19 protein-coding genes are annotated in these 25,791 nt (G+C 53.6%); 17 read left to right on the top strand and 2 right to left on the bottom strand.

Annotated elements, in window-relative coordinates:
• Positions 1-21 precede the first annotated feature (21 nt).
• The 9 genes from vgrG (at position 22) to ACX1CU_RS16385 (ending at position 13,922) form a co-directional block, all read left to right on the top strand.
• A complete protein-coding gene (gene vgrG / locus ACX1CU_RS16345) occupies positions 22-2,370 on the top strand; it encodes a type VI secretion system tip protein VgrG (protein ID WP_459399325.1) in 2,349 nt (782 codons plus the stop codon).
• Between the two features lie 13 nt (positions 2,371-2,383).
• Entirely contained in the window at positions 2,384-4,597 is a 2,214-nt protein-coding gene (locus ACX1CU_RS16350) for a DUF2169 family type VI secretion system accessory protein (RefSeq protein WP_459399326.1), read from the top strand.
• Between the two features lie 25 nt (positions 4,598-4,622).
• Positions 4,623-5,720 (top strand): pentapeptide repeat-containing protein, encoded by a 1,098-nt coding sequence (locus ACX1CU_RS16355; protein ID WP_459399327.1) that lies wholly within the window; start codon positions 4,623-4,625, stop codon positions 5,718-5,720.
• Positions 5,713-6,330 (top strand): DUF3540 domain-containing protein, encoded by a 618-nt coding sequence (locus tag ACX1CU_RS16360; protein ID WP_459399328.1) that lies wholly within the window; start codon positions 5,713-5,715, stop codon positions 6,328-6,330. Before ACX1CU_RS16355 ends, ACX1CU_RS16360 begins: the two co-directional genes overlap by 8 nt.
• 273 nt (positions 6,331-6,603) lie before the next feature.
• Positions 6,604-7,206 carry a type VI secretion lipoprotein TssJ gene (locus ACX1CU_RS16365; protein ID WP_459399329.1) on the top strand — a complete coding sequence of 201 codons (603 nt, stop codon included), beginning with the start codon at positions 6,604-6,606 and terminating at the stop codon, positions 7,204-7,206.
• 1 nt (position 7,207) lies between these two features.
• Positions 7,208-8,563, top strand: coding sequence for a type VI secretion system baseplate subunit TssK (gene tssK / locus ACX1CU_RS16370; RefSeq protein ID WP_459399330.1), 1,356 nt, complete (start codon positions 7,208-7,210; stop codon positions 8,561-8,563).
• Positions 8,560-10,077, top strand: coding sequence for a type IVB secretion system protein IcmH/DotU (icmH, locus tag ACX1CU_RS16375; protein ID WP_459399331.1), 1,518 nt, complete (start codon positions 8,560-8,562; stop codon positions 10,075-10,077). The genes tssK and icmH overlap by 4 nt, the downstream gene beginning before the upstream one ends.
• 8 nt (positions 10,078-10,085) lie before the next feature.
• Positions 10,086-13,547 (top strand): type VI secretion system membrane subunit TssM, encoded by a 3,462-nt coding sequence (tssM, locus tag ACX1CU_RS16380; RefSeq protein ID WP_459399332.1) that lies wholly within the window; start codon positions 10,086-10,088, stop codon positions 13,545-13,547.
• Between the two features lie 21 nt (positions 13,548-13,568).
• Positions 13,569-13,922, top strand: coding sequence for a DUF6277 family protein (locus ACX1CU_RS16385; RefSeq protein WP_459399333.1), 354 nt, complete (start codon positions 13,569-13,571; stop codon positions 13,920-13,922).
• Between the two features lie 51 nt (positions 13,923-13,973).
• Here the strand turns inward: ACX1CU_RS16385 and ddlA are convergent, their stop codons facing one another.
• Entirely contained in the window at positions 13,974-15,080 is a 1,107-nt protein-coding gene (ddlA, locus tag ACX1CU_RS16390) for a D-alanine--D-alanine ligase (RefSeq protein WP_459399334.1), read from the bottom strand.
• A 184-nt stretch (positions 15,081-15,264) separates the two neighbouring features.
• Between ddlA and map the strand changes: the two genes are divergently transcribed.
• Positions 15,265-16,077, top strand: coding sequence for a type I methionyl aminopeptidase (gene map, locus ACX1CU_RS16395; RefSeq protein WP_459399335.1), 813 nt, complete (start codon positions 15,265-15,267; stop codon positions 16,075-16,077).
• A 2-nt stretch (positions 16,078-16,079) separates the two neighbouring features.
• Positions 16,080-17,786: a D-lactate dehydrogenase gene (gene dld / locus ACX1CU_RS16400; RefSeq protein ID WP_459399336.1), complete on the top strand. Its 1,707-nt coding sequence runs from the start codon at positions 16,080-16,082 to the stop codon at positions 17,784-17,786.
• Between the two features lie 77 nt (positions 17,787-17,863).
• Here the strand turns inward: dld and ACX1CU_RS16405 are convergent, their stop codons facing one another.
• Positions 17,864-18,454, bottom strand: coding sequence for a Yip1 family protein (locus tag ACX1CU_RS16405; protein WP_459399337.1), 591 nt, complete (start codon positions 18,452-18,454; stop codon positions 17,864-17,866).
• A 303-nt stretch (positions 18,455-18,757) separates the two neighbouring features.
• Between ACX1CU_RS16405 and ACX1CU_RS16410 the strand changes: the two genes are divergently transcribed.
• From ACX1CU_RS16410 to ACX1CU_RS16435, 6 genes are all read left to right on the top strand, one after another.
• Complete coding sequence (locus tag ACX1CU_RS16410) at positions 18,758-19,162, top strand: acyltransferase (protein WP_459402838.1); 405 nt, start codon at positions 18,758-18,760, stop codon at positions 19,160-19,162.
• A gap of 111 nt (positions 19,163-19,273) precedes the next feature.
• Positions 19,274-20,107 carry a DUF1460 domain-containing protein gene (locus ACX1CU_RS16415; protein WP_459399338.1) on the top strand — a complete coding sequence of 278 codons (834 nt, stop codon included), beginning with the start codon at positions 19,274-19,276 and terminating at the stop codon, positions 20,105-20,107.
• A 125-nt stretch (positions 20,108-20,232) separates the two neighbouring features.
• Complete coding sequence (locus ACX1CU_RS16420) at positions 20,233-21,045, top strand: MetQ/NlpA family lipoprotein (RefSeq protein ID WP_459399339.1); 813 nt, start codon at positions 20,233-20,235, stop codon at positions 21,043-21,045.
• Between the two features lie 116 nt (positions 21,046-21,161).
• Entirely contained in the window at positions 21,162-22,205 is a 1,044-nt protein-coding gene (locus tag ACX1CU_RS16425) for a MerR family transcriptional regulator (protein ID WP_459399340.1), read from the top strand.
• Between the two features lie 546 nt (positions 22,206-22,751).
• Entirely contained in the window at positions 22,752-23,249 is a 498-nt protein-coding gene (locus tag ACX1CU_RS16430; RefSeq protein ID WP_459399341.1) for a CS1 type fimbrial major subunit, read from the top strand.
• Positions 23,250-23,528: 279 nt separating this feature from the next.
• Positions 23,529-25,781 (top strand): TcfC E-set like domain-containing protein, encoded by a 2,253-nt coding sequence (locus ACX1CU_RS16435; RefSeq protein WP_459399342.1) that lies wholly within the window; start codon positions 23,529-23,531, stop codon positions 25,779-25,781.
• Positions 25,782-25,791 lie beyond the last annotated feature (10 nt).

Genomic DNA, 25,791 nt, shown 5'->3' on the forward strand with positions numbered 1-25,791 from the left:
TTATTTGAAAACGAGGTCGTTATGCCTTTAATCGAAATAGAAAATGAGTTGTTGTCGGGGTTTGATGCTTTCCCTCTCAGCTTTACCACACAGGAACGGCTTTCGAAGAATCCGGTATACAGCCTGGAATTTCAGGCTACCGATTCAGACATCGATCTGGTCAGCCTGCTGGGCGAGATTATCAAGGTCAGAATCGAACTGCCTGATTCTGCCGGTTACCGAATTTTCTTCACCTATGTGGTGGCGGGCAACGATGAAGGTCAGCGGCAGAATCAGTTTGTTTATCGGCTGGAGCTAAGCACCTGGCTGTGGTTCCTGATGCAGAACCGTAACTGCCGGATCTTTCAGGACCTGAATATCGTCAGCATTATTGAACAGATATTTACCCGCTATAACTTTGCCGATTACCGCTTTGAACTGGCAGATAGCTACCCGCTGCGCGAGTATTGCGTGCAGTTTGCCGAAACCGACTTCGATTTTATCAACCGGCTGCTGGAAGACGAAGGGGTCTGGTATTACTTCGAGCATAGTGATGAAAAACACACGCTGGTTATTACCGATCGGCAGCAGTTTGCCGCGCTGGAAGGCAACTATGCCCAATTGAGCTTCCTGCCGGACAGCGAGGAAATGCGCGCTATTCGCGAAGGCGTGCAACGTCTCCAGCGCTCGCAGCGCATCCATGCCAGCGAAGTCGTCCTGCGTGATTTCGATTTTCTCAACCCACGTAATACCTTGCAGACCCATATCGAAGAATCCCGCCAGCACCTGCAAGGGGTTCCTCTGGAATGGTATGACTATGCCGCTGGCTATACCGATACCCAGCACGGCGAAAATATTGCCCGTCTGCGTTTGGAGGCAATGCAAAGTCACGGTCAGCTGCTTTCCGGTGAAAGTAACGCCACCGGCCTGATGGCAGGAAAGTCGTTCTCACTGGTACAGCACCCAGACAATAGCCGCAACCGCGCCTTCAAGTTACTGGCCTGTGACTACAGTTTTCTACAGGACGGGCCTGACAGCGGCAGCCATGGGCGCAATGTTGTCTGCCGCTTTATGGCGCTTAATGACGATATCGTCTATCGCCCGCTGTGTGTTACCCCTCGCCCGCAGGTGCCCGGCGTTCAGAGCGCTACCGTGGTTGGCGCGCGTGAATCGGAAGTTCATACCGACAAGTTTGCGCGCATCCGCGTTCACTTCCATTGGGATCGCTATAAAACCACCGAAGAAGACAGTTCCTGCTGGATCCGCGTGGTCCAGGCCTGGGCAGGTAAAGGCTGGGGCGTACTGGCCATGCCGCGCGTCGGCCAGGAGGTGCTGATCAACTATGTCGATGGCGATCTGGATCGGCCAATGGTCACAGGGATCGTCTACAACGGGGAAAACCCACCGCCTTACCGCTTACCTGAACAGATCAATTACTCGGGGTTTGTTTCCCGTTCGCTGCGCTTTGGCCAGCCACAACATGCCAGCCAACTGACCTTCGATGATAAACGCGGTAGCGAGCGGGTCATGCTGCATGCCGAGCGCGATTTACAGAAAACCATCGAGCGCAACTGCGCCACCGCCGTTGGCCAGGATCAATACGAAACGGTAGAGCGCACCAAAACCGATTGGTTCAGCAATCATGTCTCGTATAAAGACGTCAACTTTTCGGTAACCGGTTTTGATGTGTCTGCCAAAGGGATGGGTATTTCCGCCACTGGCGTCAATTTTTCTTTAACCGGCCTGAATACCAGTCTAACCCTGATTAATACCTCTTTTACCTGCGTTAATACCTCATTTACCGGAGTGAATACGTCGTTCACGGGCCTGAGTACCTCCTTCACAGGGATGAATACCAGCATGACCGGCATGAACACCTCACTGACCGGCAATAGCAACTCCTTTACCGGTTGCAGTAACAGCATCACCGGCAGCAACCACAGCATCACCGGTATGAACAGCAGCATCACCGGTAAAAATACCAGTCAGACCGGCGAGAGTACCAGCATGACCGGTGAAAGCGCCTCCTTTACCGGCGTCGCTTTCAGCTGCGTAGGAAGCAGCACCAGCCAGACCGGTATCAGCATGAATACTACGGGATCTGTTACCAGTGTTACCGGCTGCAGCGTCGGTATGACCGGTAGCAGCATCAATACCACCGGTTGTGCCGTCAATACCACAGGAAGCGTCGTCAATATGGTCGGTAGCAGCATCAGTACCACCGGGAGCACCGTGAGCGCGGTCGGTTGCAGTATCAGCAACACCGGCAACAGCATCAGCAACACCGGTTGCAGCATCAGTAATACCGGGTTGGGCATCAGTTATACCGGCATGCAGTACTCGGACAAGGGTGTCGATCTGAAGACCGTCGGCATGCAGATGAAGAATTGAACAAGGGAAAAAGATGCGCACCATTTATCCACAACAGTTGGTGATACTGAAAAACAGCTACCAGATCGGGCGGGAAAGCCATATGGGTATCAGCGTTGTCGCCGGTTTTTATTTATCAAAACCCGGCCACTTCGTGACTTCCCCTCAGATCTGGCATGCCTTGCAGACCGCCCCCCGTTCATTCCAGATGCTGGACTGCGCGGAACCCAAGCCGTTTGCCGAATATTTATTGGCCGGGCACGCCGGTATTGGCGAAGAGGTTCGAACGCTGGATGTTCAGGTTAAGGTAGGGTCACTGTCGCGTCGCTGGCGTATTGAAGGCGAAAGTCATAAAGCAGGCATACAGACCAAACCGTTTAGCCGTATGCCAATGGATCATACGCAGAGCTGGGGCGGAAAAGGCTGTAAAGAAAACCCATTGGGCCGTGGCTACAGCGACAGCAGCAACCCTACGCTGATGTCGATAGGCTTTGACGGGGCAGCGATCGTCCGTTCTCCGCTGGCGGCACCGACCCCAATCCCCCATGATTTTCAGTTACGTAAAACCTATCTGGATAACGTCTCCTCTGCCATGCAGGATAAGCGTTATCTGGAAACCTATTTTCCTGGGTTGCCGCCGGGTATCGATCACCGTTATTTCCAGCTGGCACCACCGTCACAGTGGCTGAACACCGCCGAATGGCCCGATAGCGTTCCTTATGAACTTCAGGGTTTTCGTCCCAACGGCGCGGTATTGGCAGGCAGCTTCCCTGCCGTGCGGGCTCGAGCTTTTATCTGGCCGCAAAACGAATCTCTGCCACAGGAGCTGCCGCTACAGCGCAAAACCCTGTGGTTACTGCCGGATCAGGACGTCGGCCTGTTGGTGTTTACCGGCAATGTGCCACTCACCCACCTGTTTGATGAACCGGTGCAAACCCTGCTGGTCGGGCTGGATGGCGTCCAGTCGTTGCGTGAAGCTGAACATTATCAACAGGTTTACGCCCGCCGTAGCGTAACAGGCGCGCAGGGTTTTGCCTTCCTAAACGATCAGGAACTGATGCCCGTTGACATGCCGCTGAACGTCATCCGCGATTTGGCCGATCATCCCTATTCAAAACGTTACCAAGCCACCCCGCAACCCGCAGAAGTGAGTCAACGCTTTTATCAGGAGATACGCGAAGCCATCGAGCAAAATCAGCAGCAACAGCAACCAGAACTCCCTCAAAGCGTCCAGGCACCGCCTGCAACAGACGGAGAGGCAGGAACCTTGTGGCTACAGCGCAATGAGGACAGCGCAGAAAATCTCACCTTCAGCGGCACCGACTTCTCGGCGTTGACGCTGCAAAACCGGCGTTTTCGCTATTGCACCTTTAATCACTGCCGCTTACTGGGTACCACGCTGGCCGATTGCACCTTTGAGTCTTGCCAGTTCATATACTGTCAGATCGAAGAGGCGCAGTGGCGCAACGTGCATCTGGTCGGGTGTTTTATCAACCACACCGTCTTCAGAAATACCCACCTCGACCATTGTCTGTATGAAAAGGTCACCATGGAATCCGCCCAGTTCCTCCAGTGCCGTTTCACCGATTTTCGCTGGCAGCACTGCACTGTCAAACACGGGGATTTCACTCGCAGCCAGTTCGAGCAATGCACGCTGGACGGCAGCTTTTTCTCTGAGACCCTGTTCAACCAATCCCAACATAACGGGTGTTTATTAACCTCGTGCATTTTCGAGCAATGTAGCGGCTTAGAGGCCAAATTCGTCGACAGCACGCTGGAGAAAAGCTCGTTTATCGACAGTAACTGGCGAGGAATAAGCTTCACCCGCTGCCAGATCTACAGCTTCACCACCGGCCTTGGGGTCGACTTATCAGAAAGCCGCTTTGAGCAATGCAGTATGGAAAAGGTGGGATTCACTAAAGCCAACCTACAGGCCAGCACCTTCAGCCACTGCTCGCTGCTGGAAGGATGCTGCGATAAAGCCAACCTGGATCAGGCCACCATTACCTCTTGTGATATGGCACTGCTGCGCCTGAAGGATGCCTGTCTGACGCGCAGCCTCTGGCAAGCCACCAGTCTGCAACAGAGCTTGCTGTATAACGCCGATCTGCGTGATACCTGCTTTCAGCATTGCAACCTGATCGGTGCCAGCCTGGCCATGACCAGCCAGAACCTGGCCACCCGCTTTGAACAATGCCTGCTTGAGAAAACCCATTGGCTTCCTCGGCGCTACAAAGTGCCCGCATAAATTGGCCTTCTGACAGGAGAACAGGATGAACGAGTTAGCAAATACGGCGATCCCGCCGAAAGAACCACGGCGGATCGTTGGCAAACATTTCAAGGGGCGCACGCTGAATCACTTGCTGCTTTCAAAGGTCAATTTTACTGATTGCAGCTTCTCGGATCTCGTCATCAACGGCGGCACAATCCGCGATTGCCATTTTGAAAACTGCCATTTTACCCAGATTAAACTGCAGGCTGGCAGCCTGGAGCGTTGCACATTCCGCTACAGCCATCTGCACCAGATTGATGCCAGTGACTTGTCTGCCTATCAACTGAGCTATGTAGAAAGCCAATGGCGGCAGTGTGCGCTGCACCGCTGCCAGATTGAAAGCTGGCTGTTGGCCAATTGCCAGATGGAGCAGATCCACTGGCAGGATCTTCAACTCTCCTATCTGACCGTTGCCAATACGCTTATCACCGATCTGAAGGTGCTCGATGGCAGCCTGCAAGACGCCAGTTGGTATGGTAATGCGCTGTCGCAGGCCGATTGGCAACGGGTGAATATTCTCCGCCAGGTGATGGGGTGTTGCACGCTGAACCAGTGCCGCTACCAGGAGATCAGCGGTGAGACCCTGGTCTGGAGCGATTGCCAACTGACGCAAACCGATCTGCGCAAGTTACCCCTGCAAAATGCCAGCTTCCACAAGACCCTGTTGATGAAGTGCCAACTGAGCGAGAGCAACCTTAACTCGGCACGGTTCAGTGAAGCCACCCTCGAACACTGTGACTTTACGCTGGCACAACTGCAAGGAGCCCGCTTTGTCGATGCCAAACTGAGCGCTTGCAGCCTGAATGCCGCCAATTTGCAACAGGCTTCACTGCTGCGTGCCCAGTTGGAACGGTGTGATTTAACCCAGGTCAATCTAAGCCGGGCCGATCTGCGCAGCTGCAACCTGCGCACCTCATCGTTGCAAGCCTGCAAAATACGCTCAACCCGGTTGCACGGCGCACAGCTACAAACGCTGGATACGCCATTCGCCTTGCCGGATCCGTTACTGGTGCAGATCGACAGTTGGTATGACCTACACCAACCGGGGCCGCAAACCCAATCATCTTCTATTCCTTCAGGAGCTAGCCGCTATGTCTGAACTGATTCCCACTGTCACACCCCGTCATATCAACAGCGTTCCCCGGCCTTCACGCCTGCGGAAAAGGATCGGCAGAGTACATCTGATGCCCATCATCGTCACAGACCATGTCACGCAGGACGATCGCGGCCAGCTCTGTCTTCAGCATCATACGGCGTTAGCGTTGGTGACGGCAGCCAGTTGCCTGGTGCAACCGCAGGCTGGCGATCTGGTGAGCGCCGTTTTATGTCAGCGTCAAGCGTTTGTCACCGCCGTTCTGCAACGCCAACAGCCGGAAACCCCCTTGATGCTGAACAGTGGCAACGTGCCGTTGCACCTGCTGGTGCCGGCCTTGGAGATCCACAGCCCTGAGCGCGTCGAAATCCATACCAGTCACTTCTCCTTGCTGGCGCACACCAGCCAATGGGTAGCCAAAACCCTGCATCAGGTGGTCGATAGCCTGTTCGTTAAGGCGAAACATGCCCATCGACAGGTGGAAAATACCGATGAAGTCCAGGCCCGCCATATCAACCAGCAGGCGGAGCAAAGCTTAATCATCAATAGCCGAATCGGTTCATTAAATGCCTCTGCCGTGCTGAGAATTGACGGCGGGCAGATCCATATGGGGTAAGCCAAATGACTGCGAGCGATAACGATAAAGCCGGGGTGAGCCATAACGCCGTTTCTCCCATGACCATAACACCGGGGCCAAACGATGCCCCTAATACTATGGCGGTCTCCAGTGCAACAAAATATTACCAATCAGGCGGACATCCGTTGACTGGAACTTCGAATCGCCCGTCCACCGTGGACTATGGCGCAGTTCAGGGTACCGCTAGTGGGACAAGAGATAGTACTTACACGCCGCTTAATGGATCGGCAAAAGTCACTTACGGAGGGAGTTATGCCACACGTCTGGGAGACTCAGGTACCACCAACAACTGCAACGCTGTGGCGACTCAAATGGTACCCAGCCAAACTAAGTGCTTTATCAATGCATAACCCATTACGACCTCTTCATTTATTCACCCTGGCCGGATGGGCACTACTCAGCGGTTGCAGTTGGTTTTCCTCCGCACCGGAAATCCCGCCGCAGCAGCGGCAAATCGTGATGCAACTGAATGCCGCCCCTATCATTAACCCTGGGCCAAACGGCCGGGCACAGCCGGTAAAAATCTGCATCATCGAAACCAACCTCGATGGTTGGTCACCACCAGATCTGTACCAAGGGACCCCCTGCACCGCTATCAATACCGGCGGTGAGGTTGTCAGCGTGAGTCAATACATCCTGGCGCCCTTGGAGACGCGCCAATATCTGCGAGAAGTCCCTTTCGATCAGGATCGCTGGCTGGTGATTGCCGCTGAATTTCAAAACATGAACGAAGGGAAAAACCTCATGCAATTGAAGTCCGTTGCCCGTACTGATTTCAAGCCCGTGGTCCGCGTGGATGGCAGTAACTTGACGCTGCTTCCGAACCTGGCCACAGACGTTTCAAAGGAAGAATAATATGTTGCCTAAACAACGTGTTGCCTGGGTAGAAGGGATGCTGATGGAACCCCAGCACTTCCAGCAGCAGGAACGTTACCTGGAACATCTCATCGATATGCGCGCACGCAGTATGGGTGCGCTAGCCTGGGGGTTCCAGGCGCTGAGTATTAATCAAGGATTGCTGGATCAGGGCAAATTCGCCTTGAACCAGGCCAGTGGTGTGTTCCCTGACGGCACCCCCTTCCATATGGGGGACAGCGAGCCGCTGCCGCTGCCCTTTGAGCCCGGAGAGAACTGCCAAGGCAACGTGATCTGTCTTTCCGTTCTGATGGATATCCCTGGCAACACCTACATCGATCTGACCGGGGGCAAACAGGGCAGCCGATTTACCGCATTGGATGCGGAAGTCCAGGATCGTAACCATGGCATTGCCGCAGAGGGGACACCGCTGGTCGCTACCCTACAGCTCGGGCAGCTCCAGACCCGGCTGAATCTGCGCGGCGCGGTCAGTGATGCGGAGTCCATGCTGCCGGTCGCCTTTATCAAGGAACGTACCCGGGATGGCCGCTTGATTCTGGACGACAAGTTTCTGCCACCGATGCTGGATTTCCGGGCGACAGGCTGGCTGGAAAATGCCACCACCGAACTCCTTGGCCTGATAGTACAACGATTGGAAGCGGTCTACCGCCCGGATGTCCCGCTCTCCATGGGCGGTTTGTCCGAACTGCTGGAGTTGTTATTGCTGCAAACCCTCAGTGAATACAATCTAAAACTCTCGCATATTCTGACGCAGCGCCAGATTCATCCAGAATGGCTATTCCAGCTACTGTTGGGGCTGCTTGGCCGGTTGAGTACCATTCCGGGGGGGGAGAAACCCTGGGCGCGGCCAGATTTGCTCTATGCTCATCACGAACCTCATAATGGCTACTTCTCTCTCTTTGCCGCCCTGCGCCGCGCGCTGTCGCTGGTGATCGAAGCCCCGGCGGTCGCTCTGCCCTTTGTTGAACGCGGCGATAACATCTATCTGTGCCAGAACGATACCCAACTGCGTCTGGAGAAACTGGTCTTTACCGTCAGCGCAAAACTGCCCGCGGACACCATACGTACCTACTTCCCGGCACAAACCAAACTGGGCCCCGTCGAGAAAATCGTCCAGTTGATCGACCTGCAACTCCCCGGCGCCAGGATGATGCCAATGGCTTCGCCGCCAAGGCATATCCCTTATTACCCCAACAGTGTCTATTTTGAGGTCGACCATTCCGACCCGATCTATCAGGAGATGATGTCGGGCACCGCCATCGCACTCAGTATCGTTGGTGACTTCCCTGAATTACGTTTTGAAGCCTGGGGATTAAGGCAAGGGAGGATCGGATGAATGATTTTGAACGCCAGATCCGTGAGGCGATTTCAGCCGCGCGCAATGGCGCACGGCATGCGGAACAATCGTTAACCAACCCGATCTGGCAAGCCAAAAGCAGCGTGTCATCGCTGAGCGGCATTATCCCGAAAAGTAGCCAGTCTTCACGTTCACAGCCTGACGTAGGGGAAGAAGATAGCGAAGCCGTGGAACCGACGATGGCCGGTTATTCAGCCGATAACGATGTTGCCACCACCGGCAACATCGCCAGAATGCCGCCGTCGCAGGCCAAAAACTACCGGGTGATCCCCGATCGCCCTGGCGTGGTATCCGGGACCTGGGATAACCCCTATATCGCCGCTGCGATGCCGCTGCTCTTGCTGGTGGAACGCTTCCGTTCACATTCCGAAACCAGAGTGGCCGAAATCAGGCCACCTATCGTCAGGGAAATTCAGTATTTTCAGCAGCATTTGCAGAAAAAAAACTGCCCGGTGGACGATATTCACCACCTCTCTTATCTGTGTTGTACCTACATCGACGGTATTTTCTCGGGCCTGCAAAGCTCTGAATCGTTCAACCAAAGTTTGCTGGTGGAATTCCATCGTGATGCCTGGGGCGGAGAGGACTGCTTTGAACATCTGCAAGGGTATCTGGCATCACCGAAACAGAACCGGCAAGTACTGGAGTTTTACGATCTGATCCTATCAATGGGATTTGAGGGCAAATTCCTGATGATTGAACACGGTGCGATGCTGTTGATGGATCTGCGTAACCGTCTGCATACCCTGCTCTATGCACAGAATGCCACCGAGTCACTGGCTATCGCGCAGGCCGACGTAGGCTCGCCACGGCGAACCTACGTCAAAGCGTTAAAAATTCTCTGCTATGGGCTGATGGTGTGCCTGTGCGCTTACGGTATCAGCGCCTGGTATCTGCACGAGCAATCGAGCAAGATCCGCAGCGATATCCTGGCGTGGGTGCCACCGGAACCCCGCAAGATCAATATTATGGAAACACTCCCCAATCCTCTGTCAAAAATCCTGAGCGAAGGCTGGCTGGAAGTACGTAAAGATCCCCGCGGCTGGCTGCTGATCTTTACGTCGGACGGCGCATTCCGCACTGGCCAGGCACAGCTTTCAGAAGAATTCCTGAACAAACGCAATATCGAACGTCTGGGTGAAGCCTTGGCGCCATGGCCTGGCGATTTGGAGGTTATCGGTCATACGGATAACAAGCCTTTCCGCAATAACTCAGGTAACTCAAATATCAAACTTTCTGAAGCCAGGGCCATCGTGGTGGCTGACAAGCTGCGGGAGTCCACCAATATCAATCAGACACATCAACGTGAGATCAGCGCTATCGGGCGTGGTGAAAGTGAGCCGCTTGCCGACAACGCCACGGAAGAGGGTCGCCGCCGCAACCGGCGTGTCGACATCCTGTGGAAAATCGGCCAACGCGATGCCGAACAGGCGATGAAGGAATTCATCGATGGCAGTACCCCCGTACTCTTGGATACCAATAGACAACAATAGGGATCGTTATGATACGCCGACTTCTGATTTTGATGATCGCCCTGGTGCTCTGCTATGTCGTTTGGTGGGTGGGCCCACTGATTGCTATTGGCCCTTATTTCCCGTTGGGCGGAGTTTGGGTTCGTAAAATCATTATCATACTTATCCTGTGTTGGGCATTGTGGCCTTTCGTCGCGGTTTGTCTGGGCTGGGTTTTCCGCCATGTCCGAGCGCCGCTGCCACAGCGCAAGAAAAAAACGGTGCAGTTGGATCGCGTTTCCACGCGTTTTTATGATGCTCTGCGCACACTGCAACATGTCAGCCTGGCAGGCCAGAAAACACGCTGGCAACGCTGGCGCGAACGCAGGAAGCGCCACTATATTGATGAGAAACCCTGGTTCTTGGTCATGGGCCCACCGGGATGCGGGAAAACCTCGCTGATCTATGAAAGCGGCGAACACTTTTTGCTGTCGGAACAGTATGGCCTGGCACAAACAAGCGACGTGGGGCCCACTCAAGACTGTAACTGGTGGCTAACAGACCGTGCGGTTTATATCGATACGGCTGGCGAATGGATCCTGTTACACGGCCAGAGTGAAGAAGCAGGTCTCGCAAAGCAAAAACTGTTCTCGATGATCCGCAAGCATCGGCGTTATCCCGGAATCGACGGGATCATTCTGTGCCTGGATGCCGAAATGCTGCTGCATGCTTCCCTGACCGAGCGCAAGTCGTTGGCGGATACGCTACGTGTGCGCATTCAAGAAGTGGCGGCCAGTTTCCATACGGATATCGCCGTTTATCTTCTGCTGAACAATATCGATAACCTGCCAGGCAGTGAGGCATTCCTTTCCCTGATGAGCGAAGACATTCTGGCCGAAGGGTTCGGTATCAGCCTGACCTGCAACGAACAGAATCATAATGACTTTGCGGCCGATGAAGCCCGCTACCGTGAGTTGCAGGCAAAAGTCAGCCGCTACGTTCTGGAAATCCTCCATGATGCGCCAGACGCTGAAGTGCGCCAGCAACTGCTGTTGTTTACAGAAAGCCTGGGCGCACTGCAAAAGCCACTGTTTCATTTACTCGAACAGGTATTCCCCGCCACCCCGATGGGTTATTCCGGTTGCCTGCGGCAATTCTGGTTTGGCAGTACCCTGACGCTGTCTTCTTGGGAAGACACCTTAGAAACGCGTCCAATCGGGCCGATCTACCACCCCGCACTAAGCCATGCCATTACCGAACGTGGGATCCTGCATTCTTCAGGGCCGCTGCCGTTGCGTAATCGCCTGATGCTGATTGGCCGCTATCTGCTGGTTCTCCTGCTGCTGTGCATGACGTTGCTGATGCTGGGCGCCCGCTACTTCTGGGAGTACGACTATATTGCTTACGCCTCGGCGCGGTTTGAAGAGACCAAACGTATCGTGCGAGATATTCCTTTAACCAGCCAAATCAATGACGATCTGGTCGCCGCCTTTGAGCAATTGGGCTATATCGGCACGCAGTTCCTGGAAAGCTCCCCTCCGCTGCTGACCCCCTACTTTGAACACCGCCTGCTCAACCGGGTAATGTTGCAAACCTATCATCGCCATCTGAACAAGATCTTCTGGCCTGCGGTAGAGAATTACGTCACCAACGAATTACGTAAAGAGATGCTGTCTGGCAACGACGACGGATACGACACCCTGAAAATCTATCTGATGCTCGGCCACCCGGAGCGCCGCTCGCCGGAAGCGCTGGAAAACTGGTTCATGAACCGTTGGAATGATTTTGCCCCGCAGGGCTATACCCTCAGCGAGCAGAAATTGTTCAGTTACCATCTGCGGGAACTGTTTGACGACACCTCCGCCAGCGCGCCAAAAGCCAAAATGGACGATGAGTTGATCCGCACGGCACGTATCAAAGCCATGAGGATCCCCATCCATATTCGGGTCGTACAAGGCATTCAGGACAAACCGCTGCCGCCGCGCATTGAAAATATTACGCTGGCGGATATGGCAGGCCCAAGCGTCGCGCTGATGCTGCGTCGTAAAAGCCCAAGCACCGTGACCGATCAGGCGATCCCAGGTTTTTATACCCGAGCCGGCTATCACGACGTGTTCCTGGCCCAACTGCAAGACGACGCAGAGGCCATGATCCAGGAACAAAGCTGGGTGCTCAGTGATGGCAAAGACTCCGTCAGCCAGGTCAACCTGCTGGCAGCAGCACAGAAGCTATCCGATGAAGCGCGGAAGTATTACCTGCTGGAGTACGCCAACCAATGGGATACCTTCCTGAATGATATCCGCGTCCGCCCAATCAATAATCTGGATGATGCGGCGCTGTTAGCACGACAATTCTCCGATCCGTCCTCCCCGCTCGCCAATCTGGTGCGCTTCGCTACGCGGGAAACCACGCTTAACGCCGACAGTAAGGGAGATGTGGCCGGTTGGTTCGACACCCAGCGCAACAAGCTGAACCAGACGCGCCGTAACGTGATTGACCAGATGTCCGGCGAACGTTCACGCTTCCGTTTGACGCCAGAGAAAAGTGTGGAAGACCGCTTCGAGCTACTGCGGCGGCTGGGCAACCAGTTACAACAGGCCACAACCAGTAACAGCGATCCTCTCGCCGGTGCCTTCGAGCAGATCTACAACCAACTGATTACGCTGTCAGTATCGCTGCGAGCGGGCCAAATCCTGCCCAAAAACAGTGATTTTAACCGGTTGCAGATCGACATGGCCCGCCAGCCAGAACCGGTGCGCAGCGTGATGATGGATCTGCTGTCTACCGGTCAAAACCAGAGCTTGCAGCAGAGCAAGGAAAACCTGGGTAAAGGCGTTTCCTCTATCGCCTCGGACTTATGCAATAAGACCGTCAGCGGCCGCTATCCTTTCAACCGTTCCGCCAGAGAGGAGATCGGCATCGCCGATTTCAGCAGGATGTTCAGCCAGGCGGGTGCCATGCAAAACTTCTTCGACCAGAATCTGGCACCTTATGTCGATACCAGTGGCAGTAGTTGGAAGGTTAAGCCAGAGAGTGCCGGTGTGGTGACATCAAAAACCCTTGGCGCATTCGAACACGCCTCTCAGATTCGTGACTCGTTCTTTGACGCTTCTGGCAACATGGCTATGTCTATGATTATTAGACCGATATCCTTGTCGCCAACCATTCTGGAAGCCGTGCTGGATGTGGATGGGCAGGTGCTCACCTACAGCCACGGCTACAGCCAACCGATGCGCGTTGACTGGCCAGGCCCCAAAGGCGGGGTTTATATCCGCCTGACGTTCAAAACACAGAACGGAAAAGTCGAAACGGTCAGCTTTGACGGCCCCTGGGCCATCTTCCGCATGTATGACGCCAGTAACCCTGTGAGGCTCAGCAGCAATAGCCGCGAACTCACAATAGCCATGAACGCAATCAGTGGATTTTTCAAAGTAGAACTCAGCTCAACCATGAAGGACTACCCGCTATGGTCGCAGGCGCTGAGTCAATTTTCGTGCCCCAAAAACCTGTAACCGTAATAAAGGAGATATCAAATGCTTGATCCAAAAACGATAAAAGATGTTATGCAGTCAAGTTCAGGCCTTGGTCAGCAAGCCCAGTCTGATCTACAGCAGCCTTTTGTGAAAGGAATGCAAAATATGGAGATGTCAGGAGCAGATGCTGCGCGCAGTATCATGCAATCGGTGAACCAGTCATGCCAGACCATGATGGATGATATGAACAAAATCCTGAGTGGGGTGCAGGATAATGTGGATGCTCATCAGAAAATGCAAAGCGAAGAACGGCCGAAAGACTTCGAAACCGCCATGAGTGACTTACGGGCCACCCTATCCAATGGTTTTCCTGAGGAGATGAAAAGCATGTTTGATAAGGTGCCTAAAATCTAATTGGATCAACAGATAAGGCAGAGAGGGTTAACCTCTCTGCTTCTAAAAATATCAAGGTCGATCAAACACCGAACTGTTCAAGCCGCGATCCTGCTGATGGCGCTCCAACGCCAACTCGATCAATATCGTAATCAACTGGGTATAACTCACCCCGCTGGCTCCCCACAGTTTCGGGTACATGCTGATATTGGTGAACCCTGGCAGCGTATTGATCTCGTTGATAATCACCTGATTATCTGGCGTCAGGAATACGTCGACGCGTGCCATCCCCAGGCAATCCAAGGCTTTGAACGCCTGCAAAGCCACATCGCGGATTTTGTCGCTGGTCGCCTGATCGAGTGCCGCAGGCACTACCACCTGCGCGCCCTGCTCGTTAATGTATTTGGTGTCGTAAGAGTAGAACTCATCGCTCAACACGATTTCACCGCAAACGCTGGCCTGCGGCCGATCGTTGCCCAGCACCGCACATTCGATCTCTCGGCCAACAATAGCCGACTCCACCAACACTTTGTGATCAAAGCTGAATGCCAGCGCGATCGCCTGTTCAAATTCGGCCAAGTCGTGCACTTTGCTGACGCCAACGGAAGAGCCCTGATTAGCCGGTTTAACAAACAGCGGCAACCCCAGCGCCTCTGTCAATTGCGCAAAGCCGTATTGGTGGCGGTTGGCGCGCGTCAGCGTCACAAAAGGGGCGATCGTCAGCCCGGCATCGCGCAGCAGGCGTTTGGTGACGTCTTTATCCATGCTGATCGCCGAGCCCAGCACCCCAGCGCCGACAAAGGGAATATTGGCCATGCGCAGCAACCCTTGCAGCGAACCGTCTTCCCCCAGCGTGCCGTGGACGATCGGGAACACCACGTCGAGCTGGCCCAGCGCACCGGCACCGTCGGCGGCAATCAGCTGTTGTTTCTCCTGCCCCGGTATCAGCGCGACGTTTTTATTGGAATGATTGAGCGCAATCAGCGCCGGGTTTTCCGCATTCAGCAGGAAATTAGAGGCATCGTTAATGTGCCATTGCCCTGTTTTATCAATCCCCAACAGCGTGACGTCAAACTTCTCTTTGTCGATTGCATCCAGAATATTTTTTGCCGACTGGAGCGAAACCTCATGTTCCGCCGATTTACCGCCAAAGATCACCCCAACACGTAGTTTAGTCACGCCCGAAATCCTTCTGAAAAGTCATGGCACAAAAGCCGCTAATCACAATAAACGCATTGGCCGGTGCCAGCAATCCTGCGGTCAGGAAAATTCCTGTGCCGAGGAATAGCAAACTCCTCCCCTGCAAAGCGTATATAATTCACCGACAAATCGCTTACAGATTGACACTAAAGGAAATGATCGGGTGAAAGAGATTGTCATCAAAACGCCGGAAGATATTGCCAAAATGCGCCACTCTGGTGCGCTGCTGGCCAAGGTGTTTGCTATGCTCGATGGGGCAATCCGCGAAGGCATCACCACCATGGAGATTAACGATCGCACCGAGGCGTTTATCGTCGATGAATTGAAATCACGCCCCGCCAGCAAGGGCCAGTATGATTTCCCTTACGTGCTGAATACCTCGATCGACGAGGTGATCTGTCACGGCATGCCTTCGGCCAGTAAAATTCTGCGTTCCGGCATGATCGTCAACGTGGATATTACGCTGGAAAACAGCGGCTTTATTGCCGACTCCAGCAAAATGTACGCTATCGGCCAGATCACTCCGGTCGCCAAGCGGCTGGTAAACAACGTGTACGAGGCAATGTGGCAAGGCATTCGCGCGGTGAAACCTGGGGCAACGCTGGGGGATATCGGCCACGCGATCCAGCGCCACGCCGAACAGGCCGGGTACAGCATCGTGCGGGAATATTGCGGCCACGGCATCGGCCGCGCCATGCATGAAGGCCCGGCGGTGCTGCATTACGGCCAGCCGGGAACCGGCACGGTCTTGCAGGAAGGGATGGTGTTTACCATCGAACCGATGATTAACCAAGGCGATCACCGCATCAAGCTGAAGAAAGATGGCTGGACGGTGGTCACCCGCGACAAAAAACTGTCTGCCCAATGGGAGCACACCGTGGCGGTTACCGCTAGCGGGGTAGAAATCCTGACGCTGCGTGACGAAGAGCGCCAGGCCGGGTATGCAGATCGCTACGAGATAATAACAGGGAGCTAGCCATGACACAGTCCACAAACCAAGCATTTATCGATCGGCTCAAGAATATCGTTGGCAACATGCAAGTGCTGACCGGCGAACGCAACACCGAACGCTACCGCAAGGGCTTCCGGTCCGGCGAGGGCAAAGCATTAGCCGTGGTGTTCCCTACCCGCCTGCTGCAACTGTGGCAGATCCTGCAAGCCTGCGTTGATGCCGATAAAATTGTCATCATGCAGGCCGCCAACACCGGTTTAACCGAAGGTTCCACGCCCAGCGGCAATGATTACGATCGCGAGATCGTGATCGTCAGCACCCTGCGGCTCGACCATATCCAGGTGCTGGATCAGGGCAAACAGGTGATCGGTTTCCCCGGCAGCACGCTGAACAAACTGGAAAAGTTGCTCAAACCCTATGGCCGTGAACCGCATTCGGTGATCGGCTCTTCATGCATCGGCGCTTCGGTAATCGGCGGCGTGTGCAATAACTCCGGCGGTTCACTGGTGAAACGCGGCCCGGCCTATACCGAAATGGCGCTGTACGCCAAGCTGGATGCCGATGGTCAGTTGCGGTTGGTCAATCATCTGGGGATTAAGCTCGGTGATACGCCAGAAGAGATCCTCAGCCGTTTAGAGAAAGGGGATTACCGGCCAGAAGATGTTGAATACGGCGAACTGCGCGCCTCCGACAACGAATACGCTAGCCGGGTGCGCGACGTGGATGCCGACACCCCTTCGCGCTTCAACGCCGATAAACGCCGTTTATACGAAGCCTCCGGCTGCGCGGGCAAGCTGGCGGTGTTTGCCGTACGTCTGGATACCTTTGCCAAAGAAGATAAAGAGCAGGTGTTCTACATCGGCACCAACGACACGGCGGTGTTGACCGAACTGCGCCGCCATATGCTGAGTAAGTTCGAAAATCTGCCGGTGGCCGGTGAGTACATGCACCGCGATATCTTCGATATTGCCGAAGTGTACGGCAAAGACACCTTTATGATGATCGACAAGCTCGGCACTGACCAGCTACCCCGTTTCTTCACCCTGAAAGGCTTTGTGGATGCCCGCCTCAACAAGCTGCCTTTGCTGCCGCACAATCTCACTGACTGCGTAATGCAAAAGCTCAGCAAGCTGGCTCCCAGCCATCTGCCAAAGCGGATGAAAGAGTATCGCATCCGTTTTGAGCACCATCTGCTGCTGAAAATGTCGGGCCCTGGGGTGGCAGAAGCACAGCAGTATCTGCAAAGCTACTTCGCGCAGGCCAACGGAGATTTCTTCGTTTGCACACCGGAAGAAGGCAAAAAAGCCTTCCTGCACCGCTTCGCCGCTGCGGGTGCCGCCATACGCTACCATGCCGTGCACAGCAAAGAAGTGGAAGACATTCTGGCGTTGGATATCGCTCTGCGCCGCAACGATAACGAATGGTTCGAAACCCTACCGCCGGAAATCGACAGCCAGCTGGTGCACAAACTGTATTACGGCCACTTTATGTGCCACGTGTTCCATCAGGATTACGTAGTGAAAAAAGGCGTCGATTGCCACGCGTTAAAAGAACAGATGCTGGCGATCCTCGATCGGCGCGGTGCGGAATACCCGGCCGAACATAACGTCGGCCATCTGTATCATGCCAAACCGGATTTGCAGGCGTTCTATAAAGAAGCCGACCCTACCAACAGCTTTAACCCCGGCCTTGGCAAGACCAGTAAGCAGAAGTTCTGGGGCGATCGTAGCTGATAATTCGCGAGCGTTAAATGCAAAAGCCCCTTATGCCGCAACAGCATAAGGGGCAATAACAGAGCAAAATACAGACTTCAGAAGAACCAGGAACCATACCCCCACAGCACCACCGTTAACCCAAGCAGAAGCTCAAGTAACAGGATGCCCATAGCCAACGTCGAGCTGGAAAAGATAAACCCTTCTTTGCGATCGATACCCAGGAAATTCGGAATGCCGATGTACAGCAGATAGGCCGAATAGCTGAGGCCGATAATACCGGCCAACAGACACAGCCAGAGCACCGGATACAGCGCCACTACCCCGCTAAGGAACATCGGCGTCGCCACATAACCGGCAAACACCATGCAGCGGTGCAGGCTGGGGCGAGTCTCATAGCGCCGGGCCATCCAGTGGATCGCTTTCCCCATCACCGCCACACCGGCCAGCATCAGCAGGTAAAAGGCAATAGCGGTGTAGAAAGCGGTAAGCATATCCAAGCGGATTGCGTGTCCGCTACCCGAGAGCCAGCCCAGCCGCGTGGTACCGATATAGGTACAGATCACCGGTATCAACGCCATTAACAGAACGTGGTGGGTGTACAGGTGCGAGATGCTTTCATTCTCGCTTTGAATGTTTTTGAACTCGGTGCGGGGATGTGCCAGCAGTCCCCAAACATGATTGGCCATGAAACACCTCCTCATTTCACCGCAGAGCGCAAGCGGCGAATCATTAACATCTTTAACGGATAACATACCGCGCGAGGATGGCGGCCACGGGGCACCTCCCCTGTATCCAGTATAGTCTTTGATTGAAGAAACGTGCGCAGCGGCGGCGAAGGGCCAAATAACGCGATACAGTTACCTCCCTGCAACGTTAAGTAATAAGTGTATAGTCAGTATGTTGCACCACTTTAATGGAGGGACTCTATGTCAGCTAAAATCCGCACCCGCCAAAGCGGGATTAATCAAGTTCAGGCCGGGCAGAACGTGATGGTGATCGAACCCAGCAATCTGTACGGCTGCCAATTGGGTGACGATGTGTTCGTCGGGCCATTTGTCGAAATCCAGAAAAACGTCAGCGTAGGGGCACGCAGTAAAGTGCAATCCCACAGCTTTATCTGCGAATACGTCACTATTGGTGAAGACTGCTTTATCGGCCACGGCGTGATGTTCGCCAACGATTTGTTCAAAAACGGCGCGCCCAACGCCGATCCGGCCAGTTGGGGCCGTACCAGGATCGGCAACCGGGTTTCCATCGGTTCCGGCGCTACCGTGCTGGCCGTTGAGATCTGCGATGATGTGGTGATCGGTGCCGGTGCGGTGGTCAGCAAAAATATCAGCCGTAAAGGCATTTATGCCGGTAATCCGGCCAAGCTGTTGAGGGAGCTTGATTAGTTGAATCAGGTGGTTGGCATCAAGTTGATTGCCGTTATGTTTACGCTAAGTTTACTTCCCACCGGCAATAATGATAACCGTTATCATTTAATGCCAGGATAGGAAATAAAGATGCGCCGATTGCTTTTAATCACGTTGATCCCGCTAATAGTGGGATGCAGCGCTAAAAAACCTGTCGAGAACCCGGTAAAATTAACGCCGGAAACGGCTAACCAGCAGAAAATAGCGATGAAAATGGACGACGACACAGTTAACAAACTGCACGCCATACTGGCGCTGCACGCGGCGGTTCCTGAAGCCGATAAAGGCCAGACGATCGATCTGCTCTCGCAGACGTTCCTCGGCACGCCTTATGTTGCCAATATGCTGATCGGCTCTGCCAGCACCCCCGAACAGTTGGTGATCGATTTTCGTGGGTTGGACTGCTTCACCTACCTGGATTACGTTGAAGCGCTCAGAGAAGCCACTACCGACGAGCAGTTTATCGAGAACCTGATTCAAACACGCTATGTGAATGGTGAGATCGATTTCCTGCATCGCAAGCATTTCTTCAACGATTGGGCGCAAAAAGAGCAGGTGCTTGCCGACGATATTACCGCCCAGCTTAGCCCGAATGCCGTCACCGTCGTGAAACAACTCAACCGTAAAGCCGATGGCGAGACTTATCTTCCCGGCCTGCCGGTAGTGGAACGCAGCATTACCTATATCCCCAGTGAATTTGTTAACGATCGGGTGATTAGTCAGTTGCAAACCGGTGACTACATCGGCATCTACACCAAACTGGCCGGGCTGGACGTTACCCACACCGGTTTCTTTATTATGACGCAGGATGGCCCGGTGCTGCGCAATGCCTCTTCGCGTAAAGAGAATATGCAAGTGGTGGATTCGCCGTTTAGCGCCTACGTAATGAATACGCCGGGCATTGTGGTCTTGCGCCCGCGTTAACGCTGAATTCGGTGGTTATTAGCTATGCCTCTTTATACTGAGTAATCGTTTGACTTCATCAGCGGCCTGGGATTAGCTATCAGCACCAAACTTACTGATTTCATTGTTTTTTCAGGGAGATTCCTATGACCATAACCTGGCGCTTTACCGCCTTGGCGGCAGCACTGTCGGCAACGCTGCTGTTACAGGGCTGCGATCAAAAAACCGATCAAAACCATATCAAAGTCGGTGTGATTAACGGTGCCGAGCAGGATGTGGCGGAGATCGCCAAACAGGTGGCCAAAGAGAAATATGGCCTGGATGTTGAGTTGGTCGGCTTCAGTGGTTCGCTGCTGCCCAACGATGCCACCGATAAAGGCGAACTGGATGCCAACGTATTCCAGCACCGCCCGTTCCTGGCCCAGCAAAATAAAGATCACGGCTACAAGCTGGTGGCCGTTGGCAATACCTTTGTGTTCCCGATGGCGGGTTACTCGAAAAAAATCACTTCAGTGAAAGAGTTACAGGATGGTGCGGTGATTGCTATCCCCAACGATCCTACCAATCTGGGCCGCGCGCTGCTGCTGTTGAAAAAAGTCGGGCTGATCGATCTTAAACAGGGCAAAGGCCTGCTGCCGACCTCTTTGGATATCAGCGCCAACCCGCACAATTACCAGATTATGGAGTTGGAGGGCGCACAGCTTCCGCATGTACTGGACGATCCAAAAGTCGCCGTCGCGGTCATCAGCACCACCTATATCAATCAAATAGGCCTGACCCCCACCAAAGACGGCATTTTTATCGAAGATAAAGAGTCGCCGTATACCAATATCGTGGTAGCCCGCGAAGACAATAAAGATGCGCAGAACGTGCAGAACTTCGTGAAAGCCTATGAATCCGATGAAGTAGCCAAAGCCGCAGAAAAAATCTTCAACGGCGGTGCCGTAAAAGGTTGGTAGTGCATAGTGCAGGCTTCGTACGTGAGCCTGCAACAATCTCCCCCTGTCTTTCTTCTTGACCCTTACGCTACGTCAGGCCTTATACCTTATTACCTGAAGCCGCAGGAGGTAACCATATGCTATTAAAAGTGGGCGAACTGGCGCGCCGTTCGGGAATTACCGTCAGAACGCTGCATTACTACGACAGTATTGGTTTATTGATCCCCTCTGCACGTTCCGACGCCGGGTATCGTTTGTATAACCGGGCTGATATTACCCGCTTGCACCATATTCAGGCCTTGCGCCGTATGGGCGTTACGCTGGCGGAAGTCGGAGCGCTTCTGGCACGTTCGGGGCTGGCGCTACCCGCCGTTATCGAGCAGCAGATTGCTATGCTCGATCGGCAATTGGTGCAGATCACCGCGTTGCGTGGCCGGTTGCAGCATATGCATACGCAACTGACCATGGGCGATGAACCCGAATTAAACGACTGGCTGACAACTTTGGAGTCAATGACGATGTACGATAAATATTTTACCGCTGACGAACTGGCGCAGTTACCCTTCTATCAGGCCGATGAAGCCCGCAACCAGGAATGGAAAGAAATGGTCAGCAGCGTGCATATGCTGATGGAAAGCGGCATCAACGCTGAAGACCCACGCGCTCAGGCCATTGCACGCCGTTGGATGCGAACGTTGGAGCGCGATACCGCTGGCAATCCCGCATTTCTCACCCGCTTGAATGCCATGCATGCCGATGAACCCTTGATGCGCGAGCAAACCGGCATCACCCCGGCCATGACCGATTACGTGACGCGGGCCTTTGCCGAAACCAAATTGGAGATTTACCGCAAATACCTCGATGAGCAGGAGTATGCCTATGTACGTGCTCACTATTTTGATCGCATGCAGGAATGGCCGGGGTTGATCGCCCGCTTCCAGCAGGCGATGAGAGAGGCTGTCCCCGCAGAATCAGAACAAGCGCGGCAGTTGGCCGCTCACTGGCTGGAACTGTTCCGCTCCTATGCGGGCGACAACCCGGCGACCCAGATGAAAATCCGTCAGGCGATGGAACAGGAACCGGTTTTGACTGAAGGTACCTGGCTCACGCCACCATTGCTGGCCTACTTGCGTGAATGCATTGCACAACTGATGCAACAGGTGGGATCGCGACCAGCATGATGAGTGTCTTCGGCACCAAAAAATAAGATTATTCTAATAAAAATATCACACTCCCGGCGTTATCAGATTTATAAACTGGAGAAATTGAATAAGCTCATTCTTATCTGACGACGCTTTTTGGGTTATCTAAAAAAAAAGGGGAATTTAAAAACTGATTTATATCGTTTTTTTCAAAAAAATCAGCCTGGTATGAAAGTGTTATCACAGAAAAAAACAACATAAATTCAATAGCATAATGAAAATAAACTCTATTTTTTCATTACAAAAATAACAAACTCGCATTGTGTATAGGAAAAAAGCATCTCCCTTTAATAAAAGAAAAATCCTACATTACGCCCCGCTGGTCGATATTGAGATTTCAATTAAACCATATTGTACCTAGCTTACTGCATTGTCATAAATGTTGATGGATTTCTTCTCTATTGAATCAACTCCAAATAGCCTTTTAATAAATGGTTATTTGTATCATGTTCAGTACTGAACGGAAACATTAAGGACGTTTCTTAATGATAAGGACGTCGTTTTAATTAAAAAAGGAAAGTAATAATGAAAAAGATTCTTCTGTCTGTTGTCGCCGCTGCTATTCTGTCTACCGGTATGGCACAGGCTGCTACTGGCGTTAATAAAAAGATCACCATCGTAGCCAATATTAACGATGCCATCTTCGTTTCCAAGCCAGATGGCAGCACCTGGTACGATAAAGAAGAGCTTTTCGCCAAGGATTATACCCAGACATCTTTCGCTTCCAACGATCTGCCGGTTCGTGTTTACACCACCGACACTGACGTGAACGTATCTCTGGTTCAGCCATTGACCGTGAACCGTCTTGATGGCGCTCAGTTATCAACCGTGGCCGTCACTTTCGCTGGCAAGCCAGTAGTTGTGGGTGCTCCAGTGAAAGTGACTCAGACTACTGTTGCACCAGGTGGTTATGACAACACCTACAACCTGAAAATCACTGCCAAAGCGCCAACTAACGTGACTGGCACTACCAACGGTTCATACCAGGGTGATCTGGTCATGCTGTTCGAACCAAAAATCTAAATTGGTATTGTCACAATATCTTTGATTTCTGGTATTGATACCATAATAGGGTTATATCTATAACCCTATTATTTACCTTAACTCAAAAATTATTGACGTAAAAATTTTTTAGGGCAGCAATCAAAGTTTCTTGTTAGCTACCACGCTGTAAAAATATAAATATTTTATTCAAAGCGGGTTAATGATTAATCACTAGTCATTAAGTGCGTCATGCTGCTTGATTATTAATACGTTAATAAATAACAGCGTTGTTTACTCTACTTATTGAACGGACTCTCCATGGCCAACGTTATCCCAGGATGGGCAACCGGTTTATTGCTGCTGGCACCTTCAGCCGTAACCTATGCAGACAGTGCCCAGATTGAATATCAGGTGCCTGCGGGCTTTTCCGAGGCCGAGCAGGATAAATCCATGCAGTTTCTGGCCACTCTGGACGGCAAACCGTTGCCAGGGCCCATCAACTGGTCTGCACAAAAAAATCGCCTCACCTTTGATGAAGCGCTGTATCGCCAAAATGGAGTGTCAGCCGAACAGATAGTATTACTTAACAAGGTTCTCACCCAGATACCCTACGCGGTCTGCCCGAACGGTTGCGACTATACCGTCAGCGGCCAGACGGTATCGCTGGATAAGGTCAAGCAGTCGCTGACCATCACCGACGGCAACCAGCGTTATGTGCAGCCCCAGACCATGATGGGCTTCATTCACAACCAGTCACTCGACGTGCGTACCGCCTCCAATGAATACCGCGCGGTTTCAGCCTACGGCCAGGGCTACCTCGGCCTGCCGGCACAGAGCTACGCGTATCTGAACTGGTACTACAACGACAGCAAGAATTTCGATACCCAGACCACAGATCAAGGTATCAGTACCTGGTATCTGCAGAAAAACTTTGCCTCCACCTACTTGCGTAGCGGGCGGCAGGACAGCCGCGACAGTGCCTCAGGCAGCGTCAGCACCTCACTCAACCCGAGCTTTGACCAGTTCGTCACCTTGGGCAGCCAGGACAACCTGAAGCGCGACAACCAGTCCGCAGGCAAAATGGTGTTGTTCGCCACCACCGATGGCGACTACGAGTTCTACCGCGACGGGCGCCTTATCCGCCGCTTGCCGGCCGTAGTGGGCCGCAATGAGATTGATTACAACCAGTTGCCCGGCGGCTTCTACAGCGTCGAAGTTCGGCTGGTTAACCGCAGCGGCCAGGTGGTCAGTACCGAGAACCAGCAGATTGCCAACATCAACTATGGTGGCGGCTCTGGCTGGTATCTGACGCTGGGCAAGGAACTGAACACTCAGAAGAGCATCGTTAACGCGGGCGTCAGCTTCCAGACCAACTGGTTTGCCGCCAGCAGTACCCTGCTCAAGGGCACCGGCAATACCTGGGCGATGGAGCACAACCTCACCCGGCCAATGCAGATCGCGGACGTGGAAGTGACACCAACCGTGGGCGTAATGGCCGGGGAAAAACGCGTGGGTGGCTACGCCAGCCTGAGCGCGGGCAATCAGCAACTGGGTAACCTGACGGTTTCACAGTACCAGAATACCTCGGTGTCCGAGTTCTACCTGGGCAGCAACAGCACCTCGCTGGGCTACAGCCGGCAGTTTGGCCCGACTCGCTTGGGCTACAACTACAGCCGCTATGCCAACAGCGAGCGCCATCAGTTGCAAAGCAGTTGGAACTGGCGTGGCAACGGGGTCTGGGCGGTGATTTCCACCGGGGTGCAAAAAGGTGGCTATAACAACAGCAGCAACAACTACGGGCTGTATCTGAACACCACCATCATGCTGGACCGCAATACCGGCACGCTGAACGCCGCTTACAACAACGGCAAGCTGCACACCGGCGGCAGTTATACCCGTGAGTTTGAAGACAGCACCGGCACCACCTATGCAGGCGTGGACTTCAGCGAAGTCGGCCGCACCAATGCGGTCGGTCTGAACGCCCGCCGCAGCGGCACCCGCGGCGATGCATCGCTACGGCTCGGGGTGGATGACCATATCACCAGCGGCAGTTTCAACTACAACGGCATGCTGGCGGCAAGCAAAGACGGCATTGCGCTGGGGCGTACCAGCCCGAGCGGTGCGGCGATGTTGGTGACTACCCCTAAACTGGGCGACACCCAATACGGCTTCAAGGTGGAAGGCAACCCGGTTGGCGGGGGCAGCACCTACGCGGTGCCGCTGGCCAGCTACCAAGACGTGACCTTTGCCCGCGCACAGGCGGTGGATGCCAACATGGATATGAATATCCGCCTGCCAGCCAACGTAGTGCGCGCCCACCCGGGGCAGGTGTACCCGGTGAAAGCCGAGGTGGCGATGAACCTGCTGTATAACGGCTTCCTGGTGGACAGCCGCGGAGTGCCGGTGAGCGGCACGGTGAGCGAGACGGGGGATGCGGTCTATCCGAACGGTCTGTTCTCAATGGCCTCCACAACGTTGATTAAAGAAATCACCGTGACCGGTAAGCAAGGGCGTTACCGCTGTGACCTGACCCAACCGCGCGACAACCGCTACCTCTGCGTGGCGGGTTAAGTGAACCCAC

The sequence above is a fragment of the Serratia sp. D1N4 genome (assembly GCF_054552755.1).